Here is a 26,072-nt window from a genome sequence, read left to right as displayed (position 1 = left end):
GTAACCCCCTTAATCTTTAGGCTCTATTTGGCAAAGTAATGGATGACCTTGTGATCGAGCATAATTATTGACTTGGTTCGCTTTGGTTTCCGCAATGTCTCGAGGATAGACCCCAGCTACACCCTTTCCTTCATAATGTACAGTTAGCATTACTTGTGTAGCTTGGTCAAGATTCATTGCAAAGTATTGTTGTAAAATTTCAATTACAAATTCCATCGGGGTATAGTCGTCGTTCATTAAAACGACAGCATATAAGGGCGGACGTTTCAGTTCTGGCGGTGCAGTCTGCACAGCAAGGTCAGAATCATCACCTTCCAAAGGTTCATTTGCTAAACGCGGGCTGATATGCCAATCAACAATTCCAGATTCATAAAAAGAATTTTTGATATCACTTAAACACATTTGACGTTTATTGCTTGGCATAAGATTTATATTTCACACTTAATTTGCATTTGCTTCGGTTTTCGGAATTTCTGACAAGGCGGCAGACTGATTTTCAACTGCTTTGCCCTGTTCCCAGCTAAAACGACGGATCACCGGTTTGGCACCGCTGAGACGTATCTCAATAAATTCTGGCTTAAAGCCTTTTGGCATGCTCCAGCGACCTGTTAAACGCTCATAATTTTCAAAATTAAAGTTTTTGTCTTCCAGTGGCACCACCAGAATTTCAGTCCCTTTAATCAAGCGTAATTCAATACTCCCGGAGGCACGACTTTTGCCCGGACTAACTTGAACCAGATCAATCTGATATTCAAAGGCATTTTCAGGCAAAGGCTTAATCGACAGGTTTTGCACGGCCAAAGCCAAACCGCCACGCTGACGTAAGACCTCGCGATAAATGGTTCCGACACTTTCAGCCTGCACCTGTTCATCACGTGCCTTGGTCATGGCCAGATAGAGATCATTGGCATTACTCACCGCCAGATCACGCTCCTGAACCGCAGTATTCAGATTCTTATTTAATGTTTCCAGACTGGCTTTTTGTGTCTGTACCACATCGACCAGTTGCTCTGCATCTGCATCATAACCCGCCGCAGTCAAACCCTGACGGTGTCCTACGGTATATCCGAGCACACCACTACTCAAGATCAATACAGCCGCACCAATGACCAAGGGCGTATTGCCTTTCATCAAAGATTTTTTTGCAGCTGGTTCCTGAGGAATGGTCGTATTTGACTCGTTATTCGGCATTTTGATCTCTTGTTTGCTTTATTCAAGACACACATTTAAATCCAAATCTAAATGTGTGTGAAGTTCTAATACGTTTCTTATGGTAATAAACCAATATTATTTAAGCCAGCATCTTCGGCAAATCCGAACATCAGGTTCATGTTTTGTACGGCCTGACCTGCTGCACCTTTCACCAAGTTATCCTGTACAACCAGGACTACCAGCTTGGTCGGTTGCGGCTTGTACAAGGCTATACGCAACTGATTGGCACCACGCACTGAACGGGTTTCTGGTGAGCTGCCTGCTGGCATGACATCGACAAAAGTTTCATTGGCATAGAACTGTTCATACAATGCCTGTAAATCTGCTGCTTGTCCTGCTTCAGTGAGATCGATGTAGATGGTCGACAACATACCACGGATCATTGGCACCAAATGCGGAACAAATAAAATGTGATCAAACACATCTTTTTGACCTGAGATATTTTCCAGAGCTTCGACAATTTCAGGATGATGGCGGTGACCTGCTACGCCATAGGCTTTAAAGTTATCGGCATTTTCAGTATAGATGCCGCCCAAGCTTGCTTTACGACCTGCACCCGACACACCTGATTTCGCATCAATAATAATGCTTTCAGGTTTCACTAGTGCGTCACTTGATGTTAATACTGGCGCCAGCCCCAACTGAACCGTGGTTGGATAACAACCCGGGTTTCCAACTACATTGGCCTGTTTAATTTGTTCACGATTCAATTCAGATAAACCGTAAACAGAGTCTTTTAACAGTTCTGGACAAGCATGTTGCATGCCATACCATTTTTCAAACTGTTGCAGATCTTGTAAACGGAAATCTGCCGCCAGGTCAATGACTTTGGTCTTTGCAGCCACAAGCGCTTCGGCATGTTTCATTGCAACACCATGCGGCGTTGCAAAGAACACGACATCACATTTTTTAAGTTCATCGATATTTAAATCTGAATATTGAAGATCGGTATGTCCGCGTAAACTTGGGAACATGTCATCTACACGGCGACCATTTTCGGTACGTGATGTTAGTACATTCACCTGTACATTTGGGTGTCGTAGCAAAAGACGCAACAATTCAACGCCTGTATAACCTGTACCACCGACAATACCAACAGTAATCACGATCACTACCTCAAATCAAAGTTTCCATTTCGTAACTGCGTAGTATGACAGGAAGTTGAGGTTTTCTAAACTGTTTCAGCGGGGATTACTGGTTTTTTATAAGTACTGAACCCAATTTCAAAATTAAAGAGAGATGGAAAAGTAATATCTATATTGCTTAGGCTATTTTAAGCCTTTATTTCCCTCTCATTCTCTATTCAGTTCAATTTTAAGCTTCCCACCAATATGGCAACGGCGTATTTTTTAGCATTTTCCGATGCTGTTGAAAATTTGCATCATGTTTCTGAACTTCCGCCCAAAAAAGTGAACTATGATCAAAATATTGGGTATGTGCCAGTTCATGTACCGCGACATAACGGGTAATTTCTTCGGGAAATAGCACCAAAGCACTATTCAGCATAATGTCATGCTGAGCAGAACAACTGCCCCAGCGGGTTTTGGGTTGGCGAATATTGCACTTTTTAAAAGGCAGATTGCATTGCTGTGAGACAAGATTTAAATATAGGGGAAGCTGTTCTTTGGCATAGCTGATGACAAAGGCTTTTAAATATTCTTCAGGATGTCGATCACTGACACAGAGCTGTAACTTCTCAGAATCGAAAACAAAGTTATGTTTCTGGCTTTGATAATGAATCTGAACTGGTACGTTTAAATTAAACAGCTGCAGCTCAGTTGGTAGCGTTCGGTCTATTTTTTGGAATTTTTCCTGCTGCGATTGCCAGGTTTTAATCAGCCATTGTTCTGATTGTTTTAAAAATTCTTGAACTTGGCGCTGTGTGCAAAACTGCGGCACAGTTAATTTAATTTGCGTCGGCTCTACACGCAGTCTCAAGCGTGTTGCGCGTAATTTTCGAGTAATTTGGATTTCAGGGAGGTTTGGGGTCATATTTTATTGATTTTATTTTTAATCCTCCCTAACCCTCCTTTTTCAAAGAGGGGCTTTTAAAAGTCTCCCTTCTTGCACTTGTTTTAAAGCAGTGCTTTAAAACTTCGCTCAGGGAGATTTAGGGGAATTTAATTTATAAAATTAAAGGATTAAACCGCAGTACGTTCTTCAATACCATCATTGGTTGCCACAATTGCGATGTCCGCTTTATTAATCGCAAAAATTCCGTTACAGACCACGCCAGGAATATTGTTAAGCGTTTTTTCAAGCTCGAGTGCATTTAAGATATTCAGATTATGCACATCTAAAATCACATTACCATTGTCAGTCACGACACCTTCACGATATGCAGGATCACCGCCCAGAGAGACAATTTTACGTGCAACCGCAGAACGTGCCATAGGAATTACTTCAACTGGCAGTGGGAAATCGTGTCCCAATTGTCCGACCCATTTTGAATCATCCACGATACACACAAATTTTTTCGCAATCGATGCCACAATTTTTTCACGTGTCAGTGCTGCACCACCACCTTTGATCATATGCAAATGACGATCAATTTCATCTGCGCCGTCGACATAAGCATCTAGTCCGCCGACAGAGTTCATATCGACCACTTCAATGCCTAACTTCTTAAGACGTTGCGCCGTTGCTTCAGAACTTGCCACAGCCGCTTCTAACTGAAGTTCTGGCAATAAATCGATTAAAAAGTTAACCGTACTTCCGGTACCTACGCCTAAAATGCCGCCTTTTGGTAAGTGTTTCAGAGCAGCACGGGCCGCTGCTTGTTTTTTCTCATCTTGGGTTGCATATAGACTCATGGCTTCACTCAACTATTTTGGACTTTTGCAGTATTTTCGAACCGCAAAGCCGTATGGTTTGTTACAATAAGCGCCTATTTTAAACTGTTAGATGGAAAATTAACATGCTGTCTCGTTTGGTTCGACAAATATTACAAGCAACGGTCTACGATGTTGCAATCGAAACTCCACTCGAAGCAGCACCACGAATTAGCGAACGACTCAATAATAACATCCGCTTTAAACGTGAAGATTTACAACCGGTTTTTTCATTCAAATTACGTGGTGCTTATAACCGCATTAGTCAATTGCCGAAATCTCAACTGGAACGTGGTGTCATCACAGCTTCAGCAGGCAACCATGCGCAAGGCGTGGCATTATCGGGTAAAAAATTGGGTATTCGCGCCATTATTGTAATGCCAAAAACAACACCAGATATTAAAGTCCAAGCGGTAAAACGCCTTGGGGGTGAAGTTGTTTTACATGGTGACTCATTCGACGTTGCCAACAAATATGCAATTCAACGTGCTCAAGAAGATGGCATGACTTTTATTCCGCCTTATGATGATGAGCTGGTGATGGCGGGTCAAGGTACCATTGCCAATGAAATCTTGCGTCAATGGCGCGATGTTGATTATGTATTTGTAGCGGTAGGTGGCGGTGGCCTGATCGCAGGTGTGGCAGCCTACCTGGGTGATGTTGCCCCGCATGTCAAAGTCATTCCGGTGGAGTATGACGAATCGGCATGCTTAAAAGCAGCTTTAGAGGCCAATGAACGTGTCATTTTACCTTCTGTGGGTTTATTCGCTGACGGTACAGCCGTCGCACAAATTGGTGAAAAACCATTTGAAGTGATTCGCCTGCAAAAGTCAGATAATTCTGGCCCGATCGTAGAACCACATGTGGTACTGGTCAATACCGACGAAATTTGTGCAGCCATTAAAGATACTTATGACGAATGCCGCAGCATTGTCGAACCCTCAGGTGCTATGGCATTGGCCGGCATTAAAAAATATGTCGAAGAACATAAAATCGAAGGTAAAAATATGGTGTCGATTGTGTGCGGCGCCAACATGAATTTCGACCGTTTACGTTATATCGCCGAACGTACCGAACTCGGTGAACGTAAAGAAGCGATTTTTGCCGTGACGATTCCAGAACAGAAAGGTTCATTCCTCAACTTCTGTCGCGCTTTGCAAGGTCGCAATATTACCGAATTTAATTACCGTGCCAGTGATGTCTCTACTGCTCAAGTATTTGTTGGGATCAGCTTAAAAAATGGTGAAAAAGAACGTCAGGAAATTTATGAAACGCTAAAATTCCAGTATGACGTCGATGACCTGTCTGATGATGAAGTGGCAAAACTGCATATTCGTTACCTGATCGGTGGTCATGCCGATATTGAAAATGAACGCCTGTTCCGGGTGGAATTTCCAGAACGTCCTGGTGCTTTATTAATGTTCCTGGAACGTCTTGGCCCAACGCATAACATTACCCTGTTCCATTACCGTAACCACGGCGCTGCGGAAGGGCGTGTTCTGGTGGGTCTGGAGGCGACCGATGCGCAGCAGAATCCGGATGGCTTGATTGAAACCCTTGAAACCATTACCTATCCATATCAGGAAATTACCAATAATCTGGGCTATCAGCGCTTCCTGAAGTAATTGTTAAAATATAGACCGCCTTTCGAGGCGGTTTTTTATGTGCAACTCAAAATCATGATCATACTATTTATCTCGGCATAGCTTGCTGAATAGCAGCGCAATTTTTACGAAATTCTCTTACACTAAAATTGAGATGTAATAAAAATAGTTAGGACAATATTCATGGCATTATTTGCAGTGATTGGGCTGGGTAGTTTTGGTGCGACTGTGGCCACGCAACTGATCAGTCTGAATCATGAAGTGATCGGAATCGATCTGAATAAAAAATATGTAGAAAATATTTCTGATCAACTGACCCATGCTGTAATTGCCGATGCAACCGATGAGCATGTGCTGGATGAACTGAATGTGCAGCGTTGTGATGCCGTAGTCGTGGCGATCGGAGAAGATATTGAAGCCAGTATTTTGTGTGTATTGCACCTGAAAAATATGGGCGTCAAAAAAATCTGGGTAAAAGCCAAATCCAAATCCCATCACATGATTCTGACCCATCTCAATGTCGAGAAAATCATTCATCCTGAAGAAGATATGGGCGTGCGTGTGGCTCAGTCTTTAAGCTACCCGATGGTCAGTCGTTATATGGCACTGGAAGATGATCATTATATTGTCAAAATTCAGATTCATGCCGATCATCATGCTACGCCGCTCAACCAACTGATGAAGCACGCCCCTGAAATCACCACCTTATTACATAAGCGCGGATCAGTGGTGCAATACCAGGTCGCATCCGACCTGATTCTGCAGGAAGGCGATATTCTTGTGGTTGAAGGATTACTGGAGCCTTTACGCCATCTCGCCAGATATTTTAAAACGCTATGAGAAGTTCTGACTTAAAGCAACATAGAACCATTAATCTCAGCCCACCGAGTTTATTGGCCTTGGGTTTTCTCGGATTAATCCTGATCGGTTCACTGCTACTGATGTTACCTATTGCCCATCAGGGTGATATCAGCTGGTTGCAAGCCATTTTCACGGCTACTTCTGCGGTGACCATTACCGGACTGTCCGTAGTGAATGTCGGTGAAGCCTATACGGTATTTGGCCAGATTGTCATTATGTTTCTGCTGCAATGCGGTGGACTGGGTTTTATGACCTTTGCCATTCTGGCAGTGATGAGTCTGGCACCCAAGATGGGGCTCAAACAGCAAGTCATGGCACAGGAATCGATTGGCCAGACCAGCCTGAAAAAAGTCAGTTTTACCATTAAAGCGGTATTTTTATATTCCCTGTTTTTTGAAGCTATCGGTACGCTGATTCTGACCTTGTCCTGGCTCAGAGAATATCCGTTCAGTGAAGCACTCTTTTATGCTGCCTTTTATAGTGTGTCAGCGTTCAATAATGGTGGATTTTCGCTTTTTCCAAATAGCTTGATGAGCTTTTCAGGGCAGTATCTGATCACCTTTACCATCAGTATGCTGTATATCATTGGTGGTATCGGCTTTCTGGTGCTGATGGATGTCAAGCAACATAGACGCTGGCGCAAGTTAAGTACCAATAGCAAGCTCATTCTTTCGACGATTCTGGGGCTCAATCTGAGTGCGTTTATCGTACTTTGGCTATTGGAGGCTTCCAATCCACAGACCTTAGGTCTCATGAGTTTGGGCGATCAGGCCGTGAATGCCTGGTTCCATGCCACCGTTCCCCGCTCTTCAGGTTTTCATAGCTTGCCAATGGAACAAATGAGTGATGCATCCACTCTAGTTACCATATTTCTAATGTTTATTGGTGGAGGTTCCTTAAGTACGGCGGGCGGCATTAAGGTCGGTACGTTTATTATTGTGGTCATCAGCGTAATCAGTTTTTTAAGACGCGAAGATGAGATCCGGCTGTTTAATCACTCTATTCCTGAAAAAACTACGTTTAAAGCATTGGCCGTCGTGTGTATTACTGCAGCGTTGATCATGATGGGTTTTATGAGCTTATTAATCCTGGAACCTGAGCAGGATTTTCTGGATCTGTTGTTTGAAGCCGTGTCTGCGGCCTGTACCGTCGGTTTGTCCCGAGGGGTAACTGAGGAGCTACAACCTGCCAGTTTGATCATTCTGATGCTGTTAATGTTCGCAGGGCGTCTAGGGCCACTGACGCTTGCTTATTTTATTGCGACTCCCAAAAAGAGTCGTCTCAAACATCCGCCTTCAGAAATCCAGATTGGTTAATCTACCTAGAAAAAACCATGCATCGGCATGGTTTTTTATTTTCATTGCAAGATGATTCAAAATGGGAATTTTAGAACCAGTTCATTAAGGAAACACCCAAGCCCACATAAGTGGCACGATGGTTATAATCAATCAGACTTTCGCCATAGCCATCAAAAAGCTGGAATTGACCACGTAAACGGCCACTGATCGGGAATGACCAGTCAAACTGGATTGCACCACGATTGTCATCACCGCCTTTTAAGGTATGACGCAGCATCAAGGAAAAATCATGCTCGTTATGACGATAAAAAGCCGTCATGTCGCCGCGTCCAATATAGTTCTTGATCTCGGGATTGTTATCGTCGTCACGATTCTCTTCAAAGCGATACCAAGGGCGAACCATCAGGGCAAAATTGTCTTTTTCAAAGCCCAGATTCAGCATGACGCGGTTCCAGCTACGCGACAACGGGTCAGAACGGCCATTGGACTGATGATTAATGGTTAGTCCCAACATACGCCAGTTAAGACCAAAAAGGTCATAATTGGTACGCAAAACAAAACTTGCTTCGGGTTCATAATTGGTTTCACGAAACGGACGTGACTCTTCCGAGTTATAGACCTGCCAACGTGAAGACTGAGTATAACCGAGCCAGAGATCCCCATTATTCCCCAGAATATTTTCAACGGCCTTGGTTTTTAGAGACAGTTGAAACTTTGCTTCGATTGAGGTGAGATTTTGATCCTCTTCTACCGTATTTTGTGGATTTTCACTCTGTGGAAATTCATTTTTCTTTGAAGTCCAAAAACCGGGCATCAGGTAAATTGGCTGATAAGAACGGATGTTCCAGGTACCCAGTTTACTTTCCGGAGACAATTCCCAGCGACTATCCAGCAAAGACAGATTTGGTGTCAGCTTTGATCCTTCAGAAGCATAAATATTAGAAACGGTTTGTCCCATTCTGGCTTTTAAATTATCAGGTTCAGGCGCAATTTCTACTGCTGCACGACGTTCAGAAACGATCACCGGCTTATCGATAATCGCTATTTTAAACAAGCTATCATAACAGGCCAGACGTTCTGCACTGATTTCCAGTGCTGCACAGGCTTCAGCCGTTGCCGGCATGGGACTATTTACCACTATTTTTTCTTCCGCATTCACTTGCGTCCCAACTGTACAGCCCAGCACAACGCTCAGCTGCAGAGTTGAGCGCCTAAACGAATTAAGCGCCATCCCTTATCCTCATTTTTTTATTTATAGAACTTGTTGAATTACAAAACCAAGCTGCTCCAGCGTTTCACGTTTTGCCACTGGCGCCACGACTGCCTTAGTAGCCTGCTGCTCAAGCAGATAAGTTTGTGCAACACGCTTTAAATCATCCAGTGTGACATTTAACAGACGTTCACGTAATTTCTTACGGAATGCTGGTGTACGCTGATGCAGATAGGCATAACATGCAGTGATTGCCTCGCCCGCTGGTGAACCCGGTTTATCCATACTGGCAATCAGACCCAGAATCGCTTCTTCCAGTTGATGCGGCTGTTGCGGCGCATTGAGTAACCACTGAATACTGGCATCAAAGTCCTGAAAGGTTTCTGCCAGACGCGGGTCACGGTAGCTGTAGAAACGGAATGAACAGGCATTGCCGTCATAGCTGGCACCACCGCCATAAGCACCACCTTTTTCACGGATTGCACTGTGCAGGAAGCCATTACGTAAATAACCCGCCAGCACCATCAAGGCAGCAGCATCAGGATGCGCCACTTCGACCGCCGGATAAGCAGCCGCGCAGAACTGGACATTGGCCTGAATTAACCAGGCTTCATGCTGATCATGCGTCACTTTTTCGATTTGAGTCAGTGCAACCGGTGCAGGATCAACCGCCAGTTTGTCCCAGACATTCTGGATTTCTTCAATCAAGCTATCAGATTGCGGCTCTTCACACACCAGCAGGAACTGCTTCGGGGCTTGCAACAAGACACGATGAATTCGTTTTAACTCGTCAATCAGCAGATCATATTCAGCCGGATCTTTTTCAATTTTAGAGACCAGCTCGATCAGCCAGTTTAATGCACCCAAACCAGTATTGTGATAATCACGCAATGCCAAGGCACTGTGCTGACGAGATGCAGATTGCATCGCATAGCTATGCCCCGAACCGGAAACACGTGACTGCCAACGTGTTTTACGCTGTTGTAACAGTTCAATAATACGGTCTTTTTCATCAAAACGCAGCTGTTCAAAACCGATCTTTAACAGACGAATGGCATCTAAATGATTCACCAGCGATTTGGTGGTCAGTGTCAGCCAAGCCGTGATCTTGTTTTTGTCATCGACTTTAGAGCGCAACGATGCGCCCATACCCAGACCGCCACTTACCGCAGTTTGCAGTTGCTGGAATTCCAGATAATCATATTCACCCGCACCGACTTCGCCCATCAGGATCGAAAGCAGGTTGAAGTATGGCGACTGCACCACTTCATCTGGAATATTCACTAAAACCTGTTGATAATAAATACCATTGGTACCGGCATGATACAGATTCAACGGCGTATCGACCTGATTACAGATAATCTCGCGTAACTGGCCCTGAACAATCTGTAATTCCGCAGGTACATCTTCCAGACCGACTTTTGGCAATAAGTTCAAGTCATCCGGTGTATCCTGACGCACATTCAATGCTTCAGTCTGGGCAATAATGTCTGCTTTCTGCTCTTCGGTCAGATTCTTGCCAATTTCAGCCAGACGGGCTTTTTCATCGGCCGCTTCTTTGGCAGATTTGGTCGCATCCGGAACCAGCGTCAATTGTACACGATGCGGATTATCCAGCAGATGCTCTTGAATCAGGTTGGATAACCACATTGGATCTTGCAGTTCTTCTTTCACCGCAGCAATCGCGGAATCCACATCCCAGACTTCGACCGGATCACGGTGATGAATCGCACTGCCCAAACCGCTCAGAATCAGGCTCAGACCATAAGGCGTGCCATCCCCATTGATTTCACGCTGATGCAGTTCAATTTGATGCAAAATTGCATCGACCATGTTCTGATCGACCGGTTTAGAGGCGACATCTTCTAAAACTTTAAACACGCCATTTTTAAATTCTTCTGCATGTTCAGGATTTGAACCCTGCACCGCACAGTAAAAAGTCATTTCAAAATTAGAATCATCCACGCCCATAAATGGACCACTAGACTGTGCATAATCACAGGTTTCCAGATAATGACGCAGTGGTGATGCTGAATCTTCCAGCAGAATCCCTTCGACTAAACGCATACCCAAACGCAGTTTAATATTGCTGGCTTCTGGCAATAACCATGACAGCACATGATAGGTTTTATCCTGCAAATCTTCAGCATCGACCGCATAGCTGTCTGTCACAGTCAATGGTGCAGTCAAACGGGTTTCAGGCGTTGGATATAAGGTCTGACCTTGCTCAAATTTGGACAATGCCAGTTTTTCAAACTGTTCTTGCAGTTCAAATGCAGATTGATTACCAAAAGTCATGAAGACTGCATTACTTGGATGATAATGTGACTTATAGAAGTCGACTAACTCTTGGTAAGTTAAGTCAGGAATATCTTTAGGATCACCGCCAGAATTATAATGATAAGTGGTATGCGGATATAAATGATGCGCCAGCGTATGATACAGCTGGTCTGAAGGCGAACTCATCGCCCCTTTCATTTCATTAAAGACCACGCCTTTATAGACTGGCTCGCCATTTTCCAATTCAATGCGAATGCCTTCCTGAGCAAAATCCAGTGGATTCAGGTTCGCAGCAAATGCCGCGTCCATATACACTTCAAGCAGGTTTTGAAAATCTTTGCTGTTTTGCGTTGCAAATGGATAAGCCGTCCAGTCTGCCGCAGTAAAGGCATTCATGAAGGTGTTCAATGAACGGCGGATCATCAGGAAGAATGGATCGCGCACCGGGAACTTTTCTGAACCGCATAATGCAGTATGTTCCAAAATATGTGCTTCGCCTTTAGAATCCATCGGCTGGGTACGAAACGCCACCAGAAAGACATTTTCATCGTGATTGGTCGCCAGGTGATAATGTGTGGCACCAGTCACTTTATGTTTATATTCAGACACAAAAATGTCTAAAGCTTCAACATGTTGTTGACGTAACAACTGAAACGCAGGATGTACAGTTTGAGAAATGGTTTCAGTGACATCTACAGTCATGCGATCTCCTAATGCTTTAATTAAAATAACTAAGGACATTATAGCTTTAGTTATCTGAATTATTCACGTTGAAAACCGAGGATTTTGATCGAATTAAGTAAACTTGATCATTTGAAAATTAAATCATCAAATTTACTGGCTAAGTCTGGCTCAACAGCCGCAAGATCACGAAATCAAATATTTGAAGTAGTTATAACTTGGATTATTTTCCACAAATACATAATTCTGTTTTTGATAGAAGCTGGCAGCCAGTCGGGTATCTGTTTGCAGACATAAGGCCGAATAATGCGGAGCTGCCAACTGTTCCAGATAAGCCAGAAGCTGTTTACCGACCCCATGCAGCCGATATTTTGGATGGACATAGAAACGGCGCACACGACCAATCCGCTCTTCAATGCCATTATCGCCCCATTGCTGGTTTAGGCCACCACAGGCAATCAGTTTTTTGCCATCATGCGCGACCAGTAAATGTTCATTGGCTTGAGCAAAGCAGTTTTTACCGGTGCGATATTCTTCAATTAACTTATCCAACACATCTAAGCCTTCTTTACGCGCAAGGGTCGCTAGCGTTTCGACTTGGTCAGGAAGTTGTTCAACTTTTACAATTTTAATATCCATATACGCACACTATTTGAAATGATTGTGAAGAATGATCTTCGCAGAACGACTTTAAAGTATCATGTCGAACGCGATATATCCTTATAAATAAAATTTGATGCTTAAATCAATGCTACAGCAACGTAGTGCATAAAAATAAGTCAAATCTTAGACCAAAGATAGTCACTGAATAAAATACAGCATTTTTGGAAAATATTTGAAAATGATTCAGCAAACTACAGCAATCCCAAGCAATCGTGTAAACTTGGCACTTTCATTTTTAATGTGATATTTGAACATGGCAAATGTTGATCTTTTTGCAATTGGTAATGCGCTGATTGACCAAGAATTTAAAGTGTCTGACGACTTTTTAACTGCACATCACTTGCAAAAAGGCACCATGCAGCTGACAGATGGTGATACTCAGGCCAGACTTTATCAAAATCTTCAAGCGACTCAAGTTTATAAGGGTCAGGCTTCAGGCGGTTCAGCAGCCAACACTACCGTGGCATTTTCTGCACTTGGCGGTTCTGCATTTTATGGTTGCCGTGTTGGTAATGATGAACTGGGGCAAATCTATCTGAAAGGTTTAAATGATGCAGGCATTCAGACCACAATCCAGTCGATCAGCGAAGGTGTAACGGGAACTTGTATGGTTCTGGTGAGTCCTGATTCTGAACGTACCATGCATACTTATCTAGGTATTACTGCTGAACTCACGGATCAACAAATTGATTTTAGTGCGCTAAATACTGCGAAATGGCTATATATCGAAGGTTATTTATCGACTTCTGAAACAGCACGCCATGCCGTCAAACAGGCACGTGCAATTGCCCGCGCTAACGGAGTTAAAATTGCTTTAACTTTATCGGATCCTGCCATGGTGCAATATGCGCGTGCCGGTCTGGATGAAATGATTGCAGAAGGTGTCGACCTGTTGCTGTGTAACCAGCAAGAAGCCCTGATGTATACAGAGACCGATAATATTGACGCGGCTCTAGTTAAATTAAAAACACTCAGTCAACACGTTGTCATTACATTGTCAGCCGAGGGTGCACTTATTTCGGATCACGACAATACATTTAAAGTTCCTGGCCGCAAAGTTACTGCAGTAGATGCGAATGGTGCCGGTGATGCATTTGCCGGGGCTTTCCTGTATGCCTTGAATGCCAACCTAGGTCTTAAAACTGCGGCTGAACTGGCGATTTTAATTTCCAGTCAGGTGGTTTCGCAATTTGGCCCACGTTTAGCGATTGAAGACTATGCGGCATTATTACAAGACTTTCAGAAGGAATGTGCTTAATGTTTAAAATTTGTATGACCGAAGATGTTCCAGAGCGTGAAGCACGCTCTTTTGAACTGGACAATGGGGATATTATTTTTATTACCCAGCGCGATGGAGCTTTTTATGCCTATCAAAACCTGTGTCCGCATTTGCAAGTCGAGCTGGAATTTCTGGAAAACCAGTTTTTGGATCGTGATCAGGAATTTATTGAATGTTCAACGCATGGTGCACTATTTTTGGTAGAAAGCGGTGAATGTATTTCCGGGCCTTGCCAAGGTCAGTCACTTGAAAAAGTAGAAATTACCGTGCATTCTGATGGTGGAATTTACCTCACAGAATAAGACCTAAAACGGACTTCACCATGCCTGCATTTTTTCTAGACTATAATCTGATGCCTTTTCATCTCAGTTTATTGGCGATTATTTTATTCGGCGTGGTGAAAACCATTGGTTTCTATTTTGGACTCAGATCCAGCAAATTTTTGCAAAAAATTTCACCTTATAATTTTCAACAATTAGACCTGTTGAATGTCAAATTCTCCAAAACCCTAATTGTATTTTTCTTTCTGATGAATTTCAGCTTTGCTGGCTATGTTTTACAATTCCTGATCTATTCTCAGGAGTTTGAGTTTCTGCCCGCTTATTATCTGATTATTCCAGCTTTAATTATTGCCACTTTTTTTACGATTTTCATGATTCATTGCCTGGATCAGGTCATTCCACCCAAATATAAAAAGAATAATGTCAATTTGCTCGGCCGTCTGGCAACGATTTCAAGTGGCAATGCCCGCCCTGGATTTTCTGCTCAAGCGCGGGTTCGAGATGAATATGGGCAACTGCATTATGTACAGGTAGAACCGGAATTTGGTGAACTGGGTTTTCAATCGCAAATTATTTTAATTCGTACCCGAAAATCTCATTATATTGCCAAAAAAATCTGTGAGTCTAACCAGCTGTTTAGCCTGAACCTAGATTAGCGATTTTAAAGTCTGCATAGCATTAAAAATCCCGACTCAAATCGGGATTTTTACATGATGGAATTTATTTTTTGAGAAGCCCTGAGACCATATTCAAGACATTTTGAATATCATTATTGGCTTCCTGCTTACTGGTCTGTTCACCCTGTGGCGTAAGTGAGTCAATAATCTGCGGCAAAACTTGTGAAATTGCACTATACACATCCTGTTTAGGCGCATGAGTTTGCTGTGCAACTTCTTCAATTTCCTGATCATCAAACAGATTTTGTACCTGCTGCGGATCGACATTCGCATTTTCACCCGGGCCAGTCGACACCCAGTCATCAACCTGACTATTCAACCCCTGTCCTTTAAGCTTATCCAATGCACCCTGTAAACCACCCTGTTTTTGAATCCAGGCCAGTACCAGAGGTAGCACCGCAATCAATAAGGTTTTGCCAGTCGAACCTCCTCCCAATCCTGAACGGGGTTGAGCAGTACTTTGACGATTTGCCCCACCTAACTGACTGAGAACTGAACCTAAAATTGCACCCAAACCATTTTGTCGGGTCTGCTGGCCGGCTTGATTCTGCTGATTCTGATTGTGTTGACTCTGATCTTGTTGAGTCTGAGATTTATTCAAATGACCTAGTACCGATCCCAGGATATCTGCCAGACCACCCTGCTGTGAAGATTGCTTTTGAGACTGCCCGCCACCCAATGCCTGCTTAGCCAATATTTCCACGATATTACTCAGATTCGTCATGCTCTATATCCTGTATGCATCATAGTTACAGAATACGGTCTGTCCTCATATTGTCTAGGCAGGATTGTGTTAATATTTGCAATTAAGCAGGCATAGGCTTACCAGCGAAATTTATCCCAGTTTTCCGGATTGGCCCAGAACTTGGAATTAAACCAGTCGGGCACATGCTTATAGGTTAAAATATTAAACTGCCACAGCGCAAAATCCGCCCCGTGCGTGGTCTTGTCAATCAGCTGGGTAAATCCCAAAGCTCTCAATAGTTTTTCATCTTGCAGCCGACTGATCACCACCAGACGTTTAGCAAATAAATCACGCAATTTCACCAAGATTTGACTCATGATCTGTTCAGACAAGTTTTCGGTTTCTATCGTATCCAGCATTACCACAGCCAGGTCATAACGCTGCTGAAAAGGCAGATTTAAAAAGCCAGATACGCTAAAATAGTGCCATTGAATAGATGGCTGAAACTGGACTTGCCTTAAGTCCTGCCCAATACAAATAGCAGTATGAATTGGCTGTTCCTGTGCGAAATCGTCTAGCATTGAAGTAATGACATTCTGCTCAGCCATAACTGCATCCTTATGATTTAAGTGAGTAATCTTTATGGAACTTCAGGGCATTTGCCATAAAATGCATGTCGGCCTCAAAGACCTTAGTGTAACTGATCAACAGATACAGCGGGCAAATGTTGAGTATAAATTAATTCTGGATCGTGCAGAAATTGATCTTCCGTTTAATTTAGGCCAAGACATCGAGATTGAATGGACGGGGAAGATTTATTGCGTATCTTGTGGCAATAAAACCTCAAAATCTTTCTCGCAAGGTCATTGTTTTAAATGTTTTAAGACCAATGCTTCATGTGATATGTGCATCATGAAGCCAGAAACCTGTCATTATCATTTAGGCACTTGCCGCGAAGATGAATTTGCCCAGAATGTCTGCTTTCAACCGCATATTGTCTATCTAGCCAATTCCAGTGCATTAAAGGTCGGGATTACCCGTACCAGCCAAATGCCGACCCGCTGGCTGGATCAGGGCGCAACCCAAGCCCTGCCGATTATGAAAGTTGGCTCACGTCGCCTCTCTGGCAAATTGGAAGTCATGTTTGGTACGCAGGTCGCAGACAAAACAGACTGGCGCAAGCTGCTCAAAGGTGAAGCAGAACCACTGAATCTGATTGAAGTCCGTGAACAGCTGTTAGAAGAATTTGCACCTAAAATTCAAAGCATTCGTGAAGAATTTAATCAGAATCTTGAGTTTAATGAAAATATTGAAGTGCTTGAGCAGGAATTGGCACGCGAGTTTATTTATCCGGTCGAGCAATATCCAGAAAAGATTAAATCACATAATCTGGATAAAACTCCGGTGATTCGTGGCAAATTACAGGGTATTAAAGGTCAGTATTTAATTCTGGATACCGGTGTAATCAATATGCGTAAATATACCGGTTATGAACTGATTATTCGTGCTTAAACCCTCATTTGGCTAGAGCATAAAAAACCAGCCCGCAGGCTGGTTTTTTTATTCAAGATCGTCTTATTTGATTTTTGCCTGAGATTTCAGGTAGCGCGTATAGTCATCAAATTCTTGCTGACCACGAAGTTGCTGATACAACTTCACCAACTCACTACGTTGCTCTGCACTCAATACATCCACCGGGTTTTTCTTTACTTCTGATACCGCAACCACGACCAGCTCATTTGGCATTTTCGCTGTGGTCACTGACCAATGGCCTGCTTTTGGTGTCGGAAGACTAAAAGCGGCACGTTGTACATCACGTTTTAGCAAACCTTCAGCACGGGTATACACGCCAGCATCTTCAAAAATCAAAGCACCTTTGGCGACTGATGCAGCAGGTTTGGTTTTGAACTCATCCAGAGCTTTCTGAATTTTTGCTTTTGCCAAAGCAGCGGCTTTGTCTTCAATCAATTGAGCCTGAACACGCGGTTTCGCTTCTGCCAGTGTTTGTTCACCAGCTGCATGATAGTCACGCACCTTGATCCAGGCCACATCACCATTGGCCAACTGAATGCTTGATGAAGCATTACGATCACCATTTTTGACATCATCATTAAACAGTTTGACTTTAAGGTTGGCATCGCTCAACACTGGGTCACGGGTTGAAAGTTTTACTCCTTGGGCTTTCTGAACCTGCACGCCTTTCACTTCTTGTGTAACAACCTCCAGAGAATCACTTCCCACCACCATATCATTCAAGCTATTCACCGTATCGGAGAATGCATTGGATTTTTTAGCAGTCAAAACCTCTTCAGATAAACGTGCTTTTTGTGACTCAAAAGATGGCACAGCCACATCAGGCGATTGCACAGAAATAATATGATAACCATAATCTGTTTTCACAGGAGCAGAGACCTGACCTGATTTTAAAGAGCTAACAGTCTGATCAAATGTGCTACCAAATACGCCAGTTTCATAAACTGCAATTGCTCCGCCTTTAGACTTGGATTCAGGATCTTCAGAATATTGTGCTGCAGCCTGTGCAAAAGTGTTACCGGCTTTAATTTTCGCTGCCACTTCTGCAGCCAGTTTTTGTGCTTCAGCATCACTACGACTGTCCGCCGTAATCAAAATATGCTTCACCTCTGGTTTAACTGCCTGTTTTTGTGTCGCAACAAAGGCTGTATACGCTTCCTGAAGTTCAGCATCTGTCACTGCCAAACCCTGTGCTTGAATATCACTTGGCTTCAACACCACATAGTCGACATCGACACTGGTCGGCTGTGTAAACGATCCCTTGTGCTGTTCATAATAGGCAGCGACTTCAGCATCGCTGACTTTGACATCTTGTTTATAACTGTCCAGATTAATACTGGAAATATGAATATGACGCTGTTCAGTCTGTAAATCGGCAATTTGCTGCATTTCGACCGGACTCACCAGTGGATAGTCCAGGAATGTCGAAGACAGCATTTTCAGCGCATGATCTTTACGCAAACTTTCGACTAAAGCACGATTGGTCATGCCAATTGATTTAAGATAGTTCTCATATAAAGCATCAGAGAACTTACCATCTTGCTGGAAAGTCGGCTGCTGGGCAATCATCTGTACAATTTGCTGGTCACTCAGGCTGATGCCTAATTCTTCTGCCTGTTGTAGCAATAAAGTACGTGAAACCAAAGTATCCATGGCTTTCTGGTCAATGAAGCTTTGATTCAGCAAGGTTTCATCGCCATTGGCATAACTGAGATATTGTTCTTTAAATGATTTCGTCAGTGACTCTAATTCTTTTTGAGATATTTCAGTTCCGTTCACGGATTTTGCCGCATCAGAGCTCCCGCCGCTAAAATATCCTTCAATACCTACAAGCGCTAACGGGGTCAAAAACAGAACGAGTAAAACTTTACCCAACCAACCCTTAATAACTTTACGAAAAGCTTCCATAAGTATTCCAATATTTTATTTGCAAAGGATTTTAACCGAAAATACCCATTGAATGAATGTGTTAATCATCACAATTTATTTTATCAATAAAAAACGCGCCAAAGAAGGCGCGTTTCATCGCTGGGTAAGCTTAAGCTACAGCGTCTTTTAAGCCTTTACCCGCTTTGAAGCTAGGCACTTTGCTTGCTTTGATCTCAAGAGTAGCGCCAGTCTGTGGGTTACGGCCAGTACGTGCAGCACGTTCTTTTACACCGAAAGTACCAAAACCAACCAAAGTAACTGTATCACCCGCTTTTAAAGCTTCAGTAACAGAAGCAATTGTAGCATCTAAAGCTTTACCTGCGTCAGCCTTAGATAATCCCCCTTTCTCTGCAATTGCATCAATTAATTCTGATTTATTCATGAAGATTACGTCCTCTTAATATCGTTTATTTAAGGTTCAAGAATTTGTTTAACATGCCATAACGCCTTTATAGCAATGCTTTAGGTATAAACGCAATACTTAAGAACCTCTTTTTTTTCAAAAAAAATGCGAAAAAAACATTGAATAATAAATAAAGTCATTTTATTTGTGTTTTTTTCGACAATTCTCCCTGCATTTTTTCTTGTTCCACAGTCAACTGATCAACCTTGGCATGCAACTGAAGGATTAAACGTTCCAAATGCTGTACATCCTTAAGTGTGACTAATCCTATACGATTCAATGAGTGATGAACAGAGTTGTCGATCAATTTTTCCACTTTATCTTTGGTGTCTGTAACCGACTCTTTGGCCTTTTCCGAGACCTTTTCTACAGTTTGATCTGCAATATCTGCAGTTTTAGACTCCAGTTCTTCTCCAACCTTGACCAGTGAGTCAAACAGTTTATTGCCTTCTTCTTCGGCACGTGAAAATGCTCCCAGTCCAGCCAGCCAGATCTGTTTGGTGTATTTACGAAAATCAAGAGCCGATTTGCGCTCCGAGGCAGATTTGGACTTGGCTTTCATTGTTTTCTGGTTTAAAGCTTCAGCTGAGTCTTGTGCTGTTTTTGACTCGTCCATGTGCACGGCTCCTGTTTGTTTTCTGCGCAATTATTATAAATTATTCTACAAAATCACTGCATAATAGCAAATTTAGTACTTGATAGATTTGCTAAACTGTTCTACAAAGCAATTTATTTCAAGTCTAATTTGATTTAACCCTGAAATCTCTTCACAGGCAGGAAGCTTTTTCACTTTATATTTCAGGTAAGGATTGGTTGTATATGAGCGAATCGCAACAAAGTCAAAATCAACCGCATTTGTTGCTTACGATGATGTTAATTGTTTTAGAAACAATATTTACCTTCATTCTCAAGCATGATCGTGTCGTTGCATTACAAGCCAAGAAGTTTGTAGATGAAAATATCTCGATTAAAATCAATAGCTATATTCCATATTTCGACTTTTATGTGCAATTTACCACAAATGGTCTTTTATTTGACCATAAAGCACCGGGTCGCATTGTAGATCTGGATGTGCGTACTACACTTCCCGATCTGATCAAAATTTTTATTTTTGGCAATCGTCGTAGCATTCGTAGTATGCGCATTGATGGTCATCAGGTTTTGAAAGACGAATTTCGTGATTTATTAACAGTATTCAGCTTGCCAAAAGTATTAGCCGACTGGAAACACTGGCTGTCTGAAACACCCACTGATGAAACGGAAATTATTGCGTCCAAAAAGCGTATAGCACCACTCTTAAAGAAAATTGAAGAGCAGCGTTCCAAGATCAATACCTTGCAAGTAGAAGTCAAACAGTATAAAAACCGCCTGAAACGGATCGAACGCCGTCAAAAGCGCATTAATATTGTTTTTGGCCTGAGTAGCATACTTTTGATTACGTTATTAGTGTATAATTGGCTCAGTATCTAAATCTTTCATTATGAAAAAATTAAATCCCACTAAGGTCTACTAAAAATAACTTGACTAATTTAGTCGGGATTCTTAAAATCGACACATCTAGTCTAACCATGTGTATCGAATCATGCGCCTAACCACTCGCGGTCGCTACGCTGTGACTGCTCTACTTGATCTAGCTTTGCAGCCTTCTGAAAAAACGATTACGCTCGCCGAAATTGCGGCACGTCAAACTATTTCTGTTGCGTATCTTGAGCAGTTATTTGCGAAACTCAAGCGCCATGGCTTAGTTTCAAGTGTTCGTGGAGCAAATGGTGGATACCATTTAGCACGTAATGCAGATGAAATTACTGTGTTAGCAATTATCGAAGCTGTAAACGAAACAGTTGATGCGACTCGCTGTGACCATAAAGGCAACTGCCAGAATGGTGCGATGTGCTTGACTCATGATTTATGGCAGGAACTCTCCCACCACATTGCCGATTATTTAGCAAAAATCTCGCTTGCTGATCTGGTTGCACGTGACAATGTACAAACAGTGTCATTACGCCAAAATTCAGCACCCTTTGATTCAGCCCTTTTATCGGTTACAGGTATTTGACATGAAACGTCCGATTTATCTTGATTATGCAGCTACGACTCCGGTAGATCCTCAGGTTGCTGAACGTATGATGGAATGTTTAACATTCGAAGGTACCTTCGGTAATGCTGCATCTCGTTCACATGCTTATGGCTGGCAAGCAGAAGAAAAAGTTGAATATGCACGTGAACAGGTCGCTAATTTAATTAAAGCTGATCCACGTGAAATCGTATGGACTTCAGGTGCAACCGAATCAGACAACCTTGCGCTTAAAGGTGTGGCTCATTTCTATGCATCGAAAGGTAAACATATCATTACCTCTAAAATCGAACACAAGGCAATTTTAGATACGTGCCGTGAGTTAGAGTCTGAAGGTTTTGAGATTACCTATATTGAACCACAGCCGCAAACCGGTTTAATTACTCCGGAAATGGTTCAAGCAGAAATTCGTCCAGATACGATTCTGGTTTCACTGATGATGGTGAACAACGAAATCGGTACGGTTACTGATGTTGCAGCGATTGGTGAAATCACTCGTGCCAACAAAATTTTCTTCCATGTCGATGCAGCACAAGCGGCAGGTAAAGTTGAAATTGATCTTTCAACTTTAAAAGTAGACCTGATGAGCTTCTCTGCGCACAAGATCTACGGCCCTAAAGGTATTGGTGCCCTGTTTGTACGTCGTAGCCCACGTGTACGCCTAAAAGCTGAAATGCATGGTGGCGGTCATGAACGTGGTATGCGTTCAGGTACGCTGGCAACGCATCAAATCGTGGGGATGGGTGAAGCATTCGAACTTGCAGGCAAGAATCTGGAAGCTGAACAAACCCGCTTACGTGTACTTCGCGACAAGCTTTGGAATGGCGTACAAGACCTTGAACAGGTGTTCTTGAATGGTCATCCTACACAAAACGTAGCGAACTACTTGAATATCAGCTTCAACTTTGTTGAAGGTGAATCACTGATGATGGCCTTGAAAGATGCTGCGGTATCTTCAGGTTCAGCATGTACCTCTGCAACACTTGAACCCTCTTATGTACTTCGTGCATTGGGTCTTTCAGACGAGCTTGCACACAGTTCGATCCGCTTCAGCTTTGGTAAATACACCACTGAAGAAGATATCGATCATGTATTGAGTATCACTAAAGCTGCTGTTGAGAAGTTACGTGAACTTTCTCCGCTTTGGGATATGTTTAAAGAAGGTATCGACCTTTCTAAAGTTGAATGGGCTGAGCACTAATCTTCATTCTGAGATAGTGACCAATCGGTTACTATCTCATTGAGAAAAGTTTTTTAACCCCCATATTTAATAATACTAAGGCTGACCCCGAGGTTTGGAGAAGCAACATGGCTTATAGCGAAAAAGTAATTGATCATTACGAAAACCCTCGTAATGTTGGCGTTTTAGATAAAAATGCTGAAAACGTTGGTACCGGTATGGTTGGTGCACCCGCATGTGGTGACGTGATGCGTTTACAGATTCAAGTCAACGATGCAGGCGTGATTGAAGAAGCACGTTTTAAAACCTATGGTTGTGGTTCAGCAATCGCATCAAGTTCTTTGGTGACTGAATGGCTCAAAGGTAAAACTTTGGATCAAGCTCAAGCAATCAAGAATATCGATATTGCAACTGAACTGGCACTTCCACCAGTAAAAGTACACTGCTCTGTTCTTGCAGAAGATGCAATCAAAGCAGCTGTAGAAGACTACCGTAACAAGAAAGTTAAAGCTTAATTGTTCCACGTTTTTAAATTTTAACGGAGTTTTCATGATCCATTTAACTGAAAATGCTGCAACTCATATCAGCAATTATTTAAAAAATCGCGGTAAGGGTGAAGGCATTCGCGTTGGTGTGAAAACTTCAGGCTGTTCTGGTCTGGCTTATGTACTCGAGTTCGTTGACGAAGTCGATACACATGACCAAGCATTTGAGCAGTTTGGGGTTAAAGTATTCATTGATCCGAAAAGTCTGGTTTATCTTGAAGGTATGGAGATGGACTATGTTAAAAACGGCTTGAACGAAGGCTTTGAATTTAACAACCCCAACAAAAAAGGCGAATGCGGTTGTGGTGAATCCTTCACTGTATAAACCCGGCAGTTATTCTCTTTTGACATTAAAACAGTGTGTTTCACACTGTTTTAATTGCATTTATACAGTTATTTTTGCACATTAATCGCGGACCCCATCTCCCATGAATCATTTTGAGCTGTTCAATCTTCCAGTAGCACTCGATATTGATTTGACAACTTTAAAAACTGAATTTTTAAAGTTACAGCAACAATATCATCCCGATAAAGCTGAAGACAAAGATCAGGCCCTGATTAAATCAAGTGATATCAATCAGGCTTTTAAAGTTTTGTCAGCGGTCGATAGCCGTGCAGCGTATTTATTGTCCCTCAAGAAACAGGATTATCACTTAGATCAATCGATCAGTGATTTTGAATTCTTGCAGGACGCTCTGGAAATTCGTGAACAACTCGACGATGCCACCTCTGCTGAAGATTTAACTTCACTGAAAGTTGAAGTACAGCAATGGATTGACGGGCTGGTTCGTGAGTTTAAAATTGACTATACCGATGAAGACTGGGCTGAAGCACGCGATACAGTGCGTAAACTACGCTTCTTTGTTAAAGTCATGGCAGATATCGACAAGGCGGAAGACCGCTTCCTGGACGATGACAGCTTTGACCTTGATGATGATTTCTAATTTTTAATATTTAACGTGCAAAGGATGTAACACTATGGCTCTCTTGCAAATTGCAGAACCAGGTCAATCAAGTGCACCACATGAACACCGCATTGCGATTGGTATCGATTTAGGCACCACCCACTCTTTGGTTGCCACGGTTCTTTCAGGTAAAGCCAAAGTGCTGAATGACGAACAAGGTCGTGTGCTACTTCCTTCTATCGTGCATTATGCAGAACAGCAGACTCAATATGGTAATGAAGCCGCGCCTTTTATTACCAGCGATCCTAAAAATACCATCGTTTCAGTCAAGCGTTTCATGGGGCGCTCTCAAGCGGATATCAAATTCCAGCATCCTTATGCCTTGGTGGGCGAAGCGAATGAAATGCCGGCTTTTGAAACCGCACAAGGTCGTAAAACTCCGGTTGAAATTTCTGCAGAAATTTTAAAGCAGCTCAAAGATCGTGCTGAAGCAAGTCTGCAAAATCCGGTGAATGGTGCAGTGATTACCGTTCCAGCGTATTTTGATGAAGCACAGCGTCAGGCAACCCGAGATGCTGCCCAGCTTGCCGGTTTGAATGTTTTACGTTTATTGAATGAGCCAACCGCTGCTGCTGTGGCTTATGGCCTCGATCAGGAAAGCAACTTGAGTACAGATCGCAACTATGTGATTTATGACTTGGGTGGCGGTACTTTCGACGTTTCGATTCTGCGCTTCTCTCAAGGCGTGTTTGAAGTGCTGGCGACTGGCGGCCACACTGCCCTCGGTGGTGATGATCTGGACCGTTTAATTCTGAAATGGGCCAAGAAACAGCTAAACATCGAAACCTTAGATGATGCTGAATATGCACATTTTATTGTGGCAGCGCGTAAGGCCAAAGAAGCACTTTCAGATGCTGAAACTGTTCAGATTCAATTACTCGATCAAGTTTTAAACCTTGACCGTCCAACCTTTGAAGAAATCATTAAAGTTGCTTTGGACAAAACCATCAGCGTATGTAAACGTGTGATGCGTGATGCCAAGCTTGAACTGGATGACATTCAAAATGTGGTTCTAGTGGGTGGCTCAACCCGTTCTTATGCCGTACAAAAAGCAGTTGGTGACGTATTTAGCCAAGAACCGCTGTGCACGATTAACCCGGATGAAGTGGTTGCCATTGGCGCATCGATTACAGCAAACCAACTGATTGGCAACTCGACTGATGGTTCCTTATTACTGGATGTTACCCCACTGTCTTTAGGTTTAGAAACCATGGGCGGACTGGTGGAACGTTTAATTTCACGTAATACTGCGATTCCTGTAGCACGTCGTCAGGAATTCACCACCTATCAAGATGGCCAGACTGCCATGTTGATCCATGTGGTTCAAGGTGAACGTGATCTGGTTGAACATTGTCGTAGTCTGGGTCGTTTTGTCTTGCATGGCATTCCACCAATGACAGCCGGTCAGGCACGTATCGAAGTAACTTTCCAGGTCGATGCTGATGGTTTGTTGATGGTATCTGCCAAAGAAACAACATCTGGCGTGCATGCGCAAATTGATATTAAGCCATCTTATGGCTTATCTGGTGAAGATACCGAGCGCCTGTTGCTTGACGGTTATAAATTTGCCGAGGAAGATAAAAATCTGCGTCATTTGAATGAAACCAAAGTTGAAGCCCAGCGTGAGCTGGAAGCACTGGTTCAGGCACTAAAAGTAGATGCCGCTCTGTTGACTGAAGAGCAACTGGCAGCACTGCAAACTGCACAGGCACAACTTGAAACCGAGCTTCAAGGTTCAGACATCAAAGCGATTGAATCTGCAGTTGAACAGCTTAAAATACATAGTGATGCTTTTGCAGCAGCACGTATGAATCAACATATTGATGCCGCTCTTAAGGGCACTAAACTCGACGACTGGTCAAACTCAAACTAATTTAAGGT

27 protein-coding genes are annotated in these 26,072 nt (G+C 42.9%); 14 read left to right on the top strand and 13 right to left on the bottom strand.

The features are described 5' to 3' along the window. Nucleotides 1-9 precede the first annotated feature (9 nt). From clpS to rpiA, 5 genes are all read right to left on the bottom strand, one after another. Nucleotides 10-423: an ATP-dependent Clp protease adapter ClpS gene (clpS, locus tag FTV48_RS08070; RefSeq protein ID WP_005171093.1), complete on the bottom strand. Its 414-nt coding sequence runs from the start codon at nt 421-423 to the stop codon at nt 10-12. Between the two features lie 18 nt (nt 424-441). After that, complete coding sequence (locus FTV48_RS08065) at nt 442-1,191, bottom strand: DUF6776 family protein (RefSeq protein WP_074382830.1); 750 nt, start codon at nt 1,189-1,191, stop codon at nt 442-444. 77 nt (nt 1,192-1,268) lie between these two features. Further along, complete coding sequence (gene argC / locus FTV48_RS08060; protein ID WP_171063327.1) at nt 1,269-2,324, bottom strand: N-acetyl-gamma-glutamyl-phosphate reductase; 1,056 nt, start codon at nt 2,322-2,324, stop codon at nt 1,269-1,271. A gap of 202 nt (nt 2,325-2,526) precedes the next feature. Further along, entirely contained in the window at nt 2,527-3,204 is a 678-nt protein-coding gene (locus FTV48_RS08055; protein ID WP_074382831.1) for a M48 family metallopeptidase, read from the bottom strand. Between the two features lie 149 nt (nt 3,205-3,353). Then, nucleotides 3,354-4,025, bottom strand: coding sequence for a ribose-5-phosphate isomerase RpiA (gene rpiA / locus FTV48_RS08050; protein ID WP_005096791.1), 672 nt, complete (start codon nt 4,023-4,025; stop codon nt 3,354-3,356). 104 nt (nt 4,026-4,129) lie between these two features. Here rpiA and ilvA point away from each other — a divergent pair, with 104 nt between their 5' ends. From ilvA to FTV48_RS08035, 3 genes are all read left to right on the top strand, one after another. Further along, nucleotides 4,130-5,668 (top strand): threonine ammonia-lyase, biosynthetic, encoded by a 1,539-nt coding sequence (gene ilvA / locus FTV48_RS08045; protein WP_179999946.1) that lies wholly within the window; start codon nt 4,130-4,132, stop codon nt 5,666-5,668. Between the two features lie 162 nt (nt 5,669-5,830). Further along, nucleotides 5,831-6,487, top strand: coding sequence for a TrkA family potassium uptake protein (locus FTV48_RS08040; RefSeq protein ID WP_179999944.1), 657 nt, complete (start codon nt 5,831-5,833; stop codon nt 6,485-6,487). Then, complete coding sequence (locus tag FTV48_RS08035; protein ID WP_179999942.1) at nt 6,484-7,824, top strand: TrkH family potassium uptake protein; 1,341 nt, start codon at nt 6,484-6,486, stop codon at nt 7,822-7,824. Before FTV48_RS08040 ends, FTV48_RS08035 begins: the two co-directional genes overlap by 4 nt. A 70-nt stretch (nt 7,825-7,894) precedes the next feature. Here the strand turns inward: FTV48_RS08035 and FTV48_RS08030 are convergent, their stop codons facing one another. The 3 genes from FTV48_RS08030 to FTV48_RS08020 all read right to left on the bottom strand — a co-directional run bounded on the left by FTV48_RS08030 (nt 7,895) and on the right by FTV48_RS08020 (nt 12,616). Then, nucleotides 7,895-9,037, bottom strand: coding sequence for a phospholipase A (locus tag FTV48_RS08030; RefSeq protein ID WP_100328678.1), 1,143 nt, complete (start codon nt 9,035-9,037; stop codon nt 7,895-7,897). Between the two features lie 21 nt (nt 9,038-9,058). Further along, on the bottom strand, nt 9,059-11,998 hold the full coding sequence (locus FTV48_RS08025; RefSeq protein ID WP_179999940.1) for an insulinase family protein: 2,940 nt from the start codon (nt 11,996-11,998) through the stop codon (nt 9,059-9,061). A gap of 165 nt (nt 11,999-12,163) precedes the next feature. Next, nucleotides 12,164-12,616, bottom strand: a complete 453-nt coding sequence (locus FTV48_RS08020) for a GNAT family N-acetyltransferase (RefSeq protein WP_005096782.1) — start codon at nt 12,614-12,616, stop codon at nt 12,164-12,166. A gap of 277 nt (nt 12,617-12,893) precedes the next feature. On the opposite strand from FTV48_RS08020, the gene FTV48_RS08015 reads away from it, so the two are divergent. From FTV48_RS08015 to FTV48_RS08005, 3 genes are read left to right on the top strand one after another with little or no spacing between them, the layout of a single operon-like run. Then, the gene (locus tag FTV48_RS08015; RefSeq protein WP_005171110.1) at nt 12,894-13,898 is read left to right on the top strand and encodes an adenosine kinase; all 1,005 of its coding nucleotides are present in this window, start codon (nt 12,894-12,896) and stop codon (nt 13,896-13,898) included. A gap of 14 nt (nt 13,899-13,912) precedes the next feature. After that, a complete protein-coding gene (locus FTV48_RS08010) occupies nt 13,913-14,221 on the top strand; it encodes a Rieske (2Fe-2S) protein (RefSeq protein WP_171063348.1) in 309 nt (102 codons plus the stop codon). Nucleotides 14,222-14,241: 20 nt separating this feature from the next. After that, complete coding sequence (locus tag FTV48_RS08005) at nt 14,242-14,856, top strand: OB-fold-containig protein (protein ID WP_179999938.1); 615 nt, start codon at nt 14,242-14,244, stop codon at nt 14,854-14,856. A 64-nt stretch (nt 14,857-14,920) separates the two neighbouring features. Here FTV48_RS08005 and FTV48_RS08000 read toward each other — a convergent pair whose 3' ends face one another. Both FTV48_RS08000 and FTV48_RS07995 read right to left on the bottom strand, forming a co-directional pair. Further along, nucleotides 14,921-15,601, bottom strand: a complete 681-nt coding sequence (locus tag FTV48_RS08000) for a YidB family protein (RefSeq protein ID WP_100355015.1) — start codon at nt 15,599-15,601, stop codon at nt 14,921-14,923. Nucleotides 15,602-15,699: 98 nt separating this feature from the next. Then, complete coding sequence (locus tag FTV48_RS07995) at nt 15,700-16,170, bottom strand: DUF6231 family protein (RefSeq protein WP_074382836.1); 471 nt, start codon at nt 16,168-16,170, stop codon at nt 15,700-15,702. Between the two features lie 34 nt (nt 16,171-16,204). On the opposite strand from FTV48_RS07995, the gene FTV48_RS07990 reads away from it, so the two are divergent. Beyond that, the gene (locus tag FTV48_RS07990) at nt 16,205-17,074 is read left to right on the top strand and encodes a DUF2797 domain-containing protein (RefSeq protein WP_005096774.1); all 870 of its coding nucleotides are present in this window, start codon (nt 16,205-16,207) and stop codon (nt 17,072-17,074) included. Between the two features lie 63 nt (nt 17,075-17,137). Here FTV48_RS07990 and FTV48_RS07985 read toward each other — a convergent pair whose 3' ends face one another. The 3 genes from FTV48_RS07985 to FTV48_RS07975 form a co-directional block, all read right to left on the bottom strand. Further along, the gene (locus tag FTV48_RS07985; RefSeq protein WP_179999936.1) at nt 17,138-19,003 is read right to left on the bottom strand and encodes a SurA N-terminal domain-containing protein; all 1,866 of its coding nucleotides are present in this window, start codon (nt 19,001-19,003) and stop codon (nt 17,138-17,140) included. A 130-nt stretch (nt 19,004-19,133) separates the two neighbouring features. Next, complete coding sequence (locus FTV48_RS07980; protein WP_004786051.1) at nt 19,134-19,406, bottom strand: HU family DNA-binding protein; 273 nt, start codon at nt 19,404-19,406, stop codon at nt 19,134-19,136. 157 nt (nt 19,407-19,563) lie between these two features. Beyond that, entirely contained in the window at nt 19,564-20,043 is a 480-nt protein-coding gene (locus tag FTV48_RS07975) for a phasin family protein (RefSeq protein ID WP_179999934.1), read from the bottom strand. Between the two features lie 203 nt (nt 20,044-20,246). On the opposite strand from FTV48_RS07975, the gene FTV48_RS07970 reads away from it, so the two are divergent. The 7 genes from FTV48_RS07970 (at nt 20,247) to hscA (ending at nt 26,064) form a co-directional block, all read left to right on the top strand. Then, nucleotides 20,247-20,897 (top strand): hypothetical protein, encoded by a 651-nt coding sequence (locus FTV48_RS07970; protein ID WP_179999933.1) that lies wholly within the window; start codon nt 20,247-20,249, stop codon nt 20,895-20,897. A gap of 112 nt (nt 20,898-21,009) precedes the next feature. After that, complete coding sequence (locus FTV48_RS07965) at nt 21,010-21,483, top strand: Rrf2 family transcriptional regulator (protein ID WP_005096769.1); 474 nt, start codon at nt 21,010-21,012, stop codon at nt 21,481-21,483. A 1-nt stretch (nt 21,484) separates the two neighbouring features. Continuing rightward, on the top strand, nt 21,485-22,702 hold the full coding sequence (locus tag FTV48_RS07960; protein WP_005171123.1) for an IscS subfamily cysteine desulfurase: 1,218 nt from the start codon (nt 21,485-21,487) through the stop codon (nt 22,700-22,702). A 107-nt stretch (nt 22,703-22,809) separates the two neighbouring features. Further along, a complete protein-coding gene (iscU, locus tag FTV48_RS07955) occupies nt 22,810-23,196 on the top strand; it encodes a Fe-S cluster assembly scaffold IscU (protein WP_005171124.1) in 387 nt (128 codons plus the stop codon). Nucleotides 23,197-23,230: 34 nt separating this feature from the next. Further along, complete coding sequence (gene iscA / locus FTV48_RS07950) at nt 23,231-23,551, top strand: iron-sulfur cluster assembly protein IscA (RefSeq protein WP_005096766.1); 321 nt, start codon at nt 23,231-23,233, stop codon at nt 23,549-23,551. A 103-nt stretch (nt 23,552-23,654) separates the two neighbouring features. After that, the gene (hscB, locus tag FTV48_RS07945; RefSeq protein WP_100328683.1) at nt 23,655-24,170 is read left to right on the top strand and encodes a Fe-S protein assembly co-chaperone HscB; all 516 of its coding nucleotides are present in this window, start codon (nt 23,655-23,657) and stop codon (nt 24,168-24,170) included. A gap of 34 nt (nt 24,171-24,204) precedes the next feature. Then, entirely contained in the window at nt 24,205-26,064 is a 1,860-nt protein-coding gene (gene hscA, locus FTV48_RS07940) for a Fe-S protein assembly chaperone HscA (protein ID WP_179999931.1), read from the top strand. Nucleotides 26,065-26,072: the final 8 nt, after the last annotated feature.

The sequence above is a fragment of the Acinetobacter sp. YH18001 genome (genome assembly GCF_013416975.1).
Taxonomy (GTDB): domain Bacteria; phylum Pseudomonadota; class Gammaproteobacteria; order Pseudomonadales; family Moraxellaceae; genus Acinetobacter; species Acinetobacter pseudolwoffii.
The sequence above is the reverse complement of the archived record's forward strand: the minus strand, read 5'-3'. Positions and strand labels throughout refer to the sequence as shown.

Excerpts from the sequence above, each read along its gene's own strand:
- clpS (WP_005171093.1), bottom strand. The coding sequence starts at position 423 with ATGCCAAGCAATAAACGTCAAATGTGTTTAAGTGATATCAAAAATTCT.
- FTV48_RS08065 (WP_074382830.1), bottom strand. The coding sequence starts at position 1,191 with ATGCCGAATAACGAGTCAAATACGACCATTCCTCAGGAACCAGCTGCA.
- FTV48_RS08055 (WP_074382831.1), bottom strand. The coding sequence starts at position 3,204 with ATGACCCCAAACCTCCCTGAAATCCAAATTACTCGAAAATTACGCGCA.
- rpiA (WP_005096791.1), bottom strand. The coding sequence starts at position 4,025 with ATGAGTCTATATGCAACCCAAGATGAGAAAAAACAAGCAGCGGCCCGT.
- ilvA (WP_179999946.1), top strand. The coding sequence starts at position 4,130 with ATGCTGTCTCGTTTGGTTCGACAAATATTACAAGCAACGGTCTACGAT.
- FTV48_RS08040 (WP_179999944.1), top strand. The coding sequence starts at position 5,831 with ATGGCATTATTTGCAGTGATTGGGCTGGGTAGTTTTGGTGCGACTGTG.
- FTV48_RS08035 (WP_179999942.1), top strand. The coding sequence starts at position 6,484 with ATGAGAAGTTCTGACTTAAAGCAACATAGAACCATTAATCTCAGCCCA.
- FTV48_RS08030 (WP_100328678.1), bottom strand. The coding sequence starts at position 9,037 with ATGGCGCTTAATTCGTTTAGGCGCTCAACTCTGCAGCTGAGCGTTGTG.
- FTV48_RS08025 (WP_179999940.1), bottom strand. The coding sequence starts at position 11,998 with ATGACTGTAGATGTCACTGAAACCATTTCTCAAACTGTACATCCTGCG.
- FTV48_RS08020 (WP_005096782.1), bottom strand. The coding sequence starts at position 12,616 with ATGGATATTAAAATTGTAAAAGTTGAACAACTTCCTGACCAAGTCGAA.
- FTV48_RS08015 (WP_005171110.1), top strand. The coding sequence starts at position 12,894 with ATGGCAAATGTTGATCTTTTTGCAATTGGTAATGCGCTGATTGACCAA.
- FTV48_RS08010 (WP_171063348.1), top strand. The coding sequence starts at position 13,913 with ATGACCGAAGATGTTCCAGAGCGTGAAGCACGCTCTTTTGAACTGGAC.
- FTV48_RS08005 (WP_179999938.1), top strand. The coding sequence starts at position 14,242 with ATGCCTGCATTTTTTCTAGACTATAATCTGATGCCTTTTCATCTCAGT.
- FTV48_RS08000 (WP_100355015.1), bottom strand. The coding sequence starts at position 15,601 with ATGACGAATCTGAGTAATATCGTGGAAATATTGGCTAAGCAGGCATTG.
- FTV48_RS07995 (WP_074382836.1), bottom strand. The coding sequence starts at position 16,170 with ATGGCTGAGCAGAATGTCATTACTTCAATGCTAGACGATTTCGCACAG.
- FTV48_RS07990 (WP_005096774.1), top strand. The coding sequence starts at position 16,205 with ATGGAACTTCAGGGCATTTGCCATAAAATGCATGTCGGCCTCAAAGAC.
- FTV48_RS07985 (WP_179999936.1), bottom strand. The coding sequence starts at position 19,003 with ATGGAAGCTTTTCGTAAAGTTATTAAGGGTTGGTTGGGTAAAGTTTTA.
- FTV48_RS07980 (WP_004786051.1), bottom strand. The coding sequence starts at position 19,406 with ATGAATAAATCAGAATTAATTGATGCAATTGCAGAGAAAGGGGGATTA.
- FTV48_RS07975 (WP_179999934.1), bottom strand. The coding sequence starts at position 20,043 with ATGGACGAGTCAAAAACAGCACAAGACTCAGCTGAAGCTTTAAACCAG.
- FTV48_RS07970 (WP_179999933.1), top strand. The coding sequence starts at position 20,247 with ATGAGCGAATCGCAACAAAGTCAAAATCAACCGCATTTGTTGCTTACG.
- FTV48_RS07965 (WP_005096769.1), top strand. The coding sequence starts at position 21,010 with ATGCGCCTAACCACTCGCGGTCGCTACGCTGTGACTGCTCTACTTGAT.
- FTV48_RS07960 (WP_005171123.1), top strand. The coding sequence starts at position 21,485 with ATGAAACGTCCGATTTATCTTGATTATGCAGCTACGACTCCGGTAGAT.
- iscU (WP_005171124.1), top strand. The coding sequence starts at position 22,810 with ATGGCTTATAGCGAAAAAGTAATTGATCATTACGAAAACCCTCGTAAT.
- iscA (WP_005096766.1), top strand. The coding sequence starts at position 23,231 with ATGATCCATTTAACTGAAAATGCTGCAACTCATATCAGCAATTATTTA.
- hscB (WP_100328683.1), top strand. The coding sequence starts at position 23,655 with ATGAATCATTTTGAGCTGTTCAATCTTCCAGTAGCACTCGATATTGAT.
- hscA (WP_179999931.1), top strand. The coding sequence starts at position 24,205 with ATGGCTCTCTTGCAAATTGCAGAACCAGGTCAATCAAGTGCACCACAT.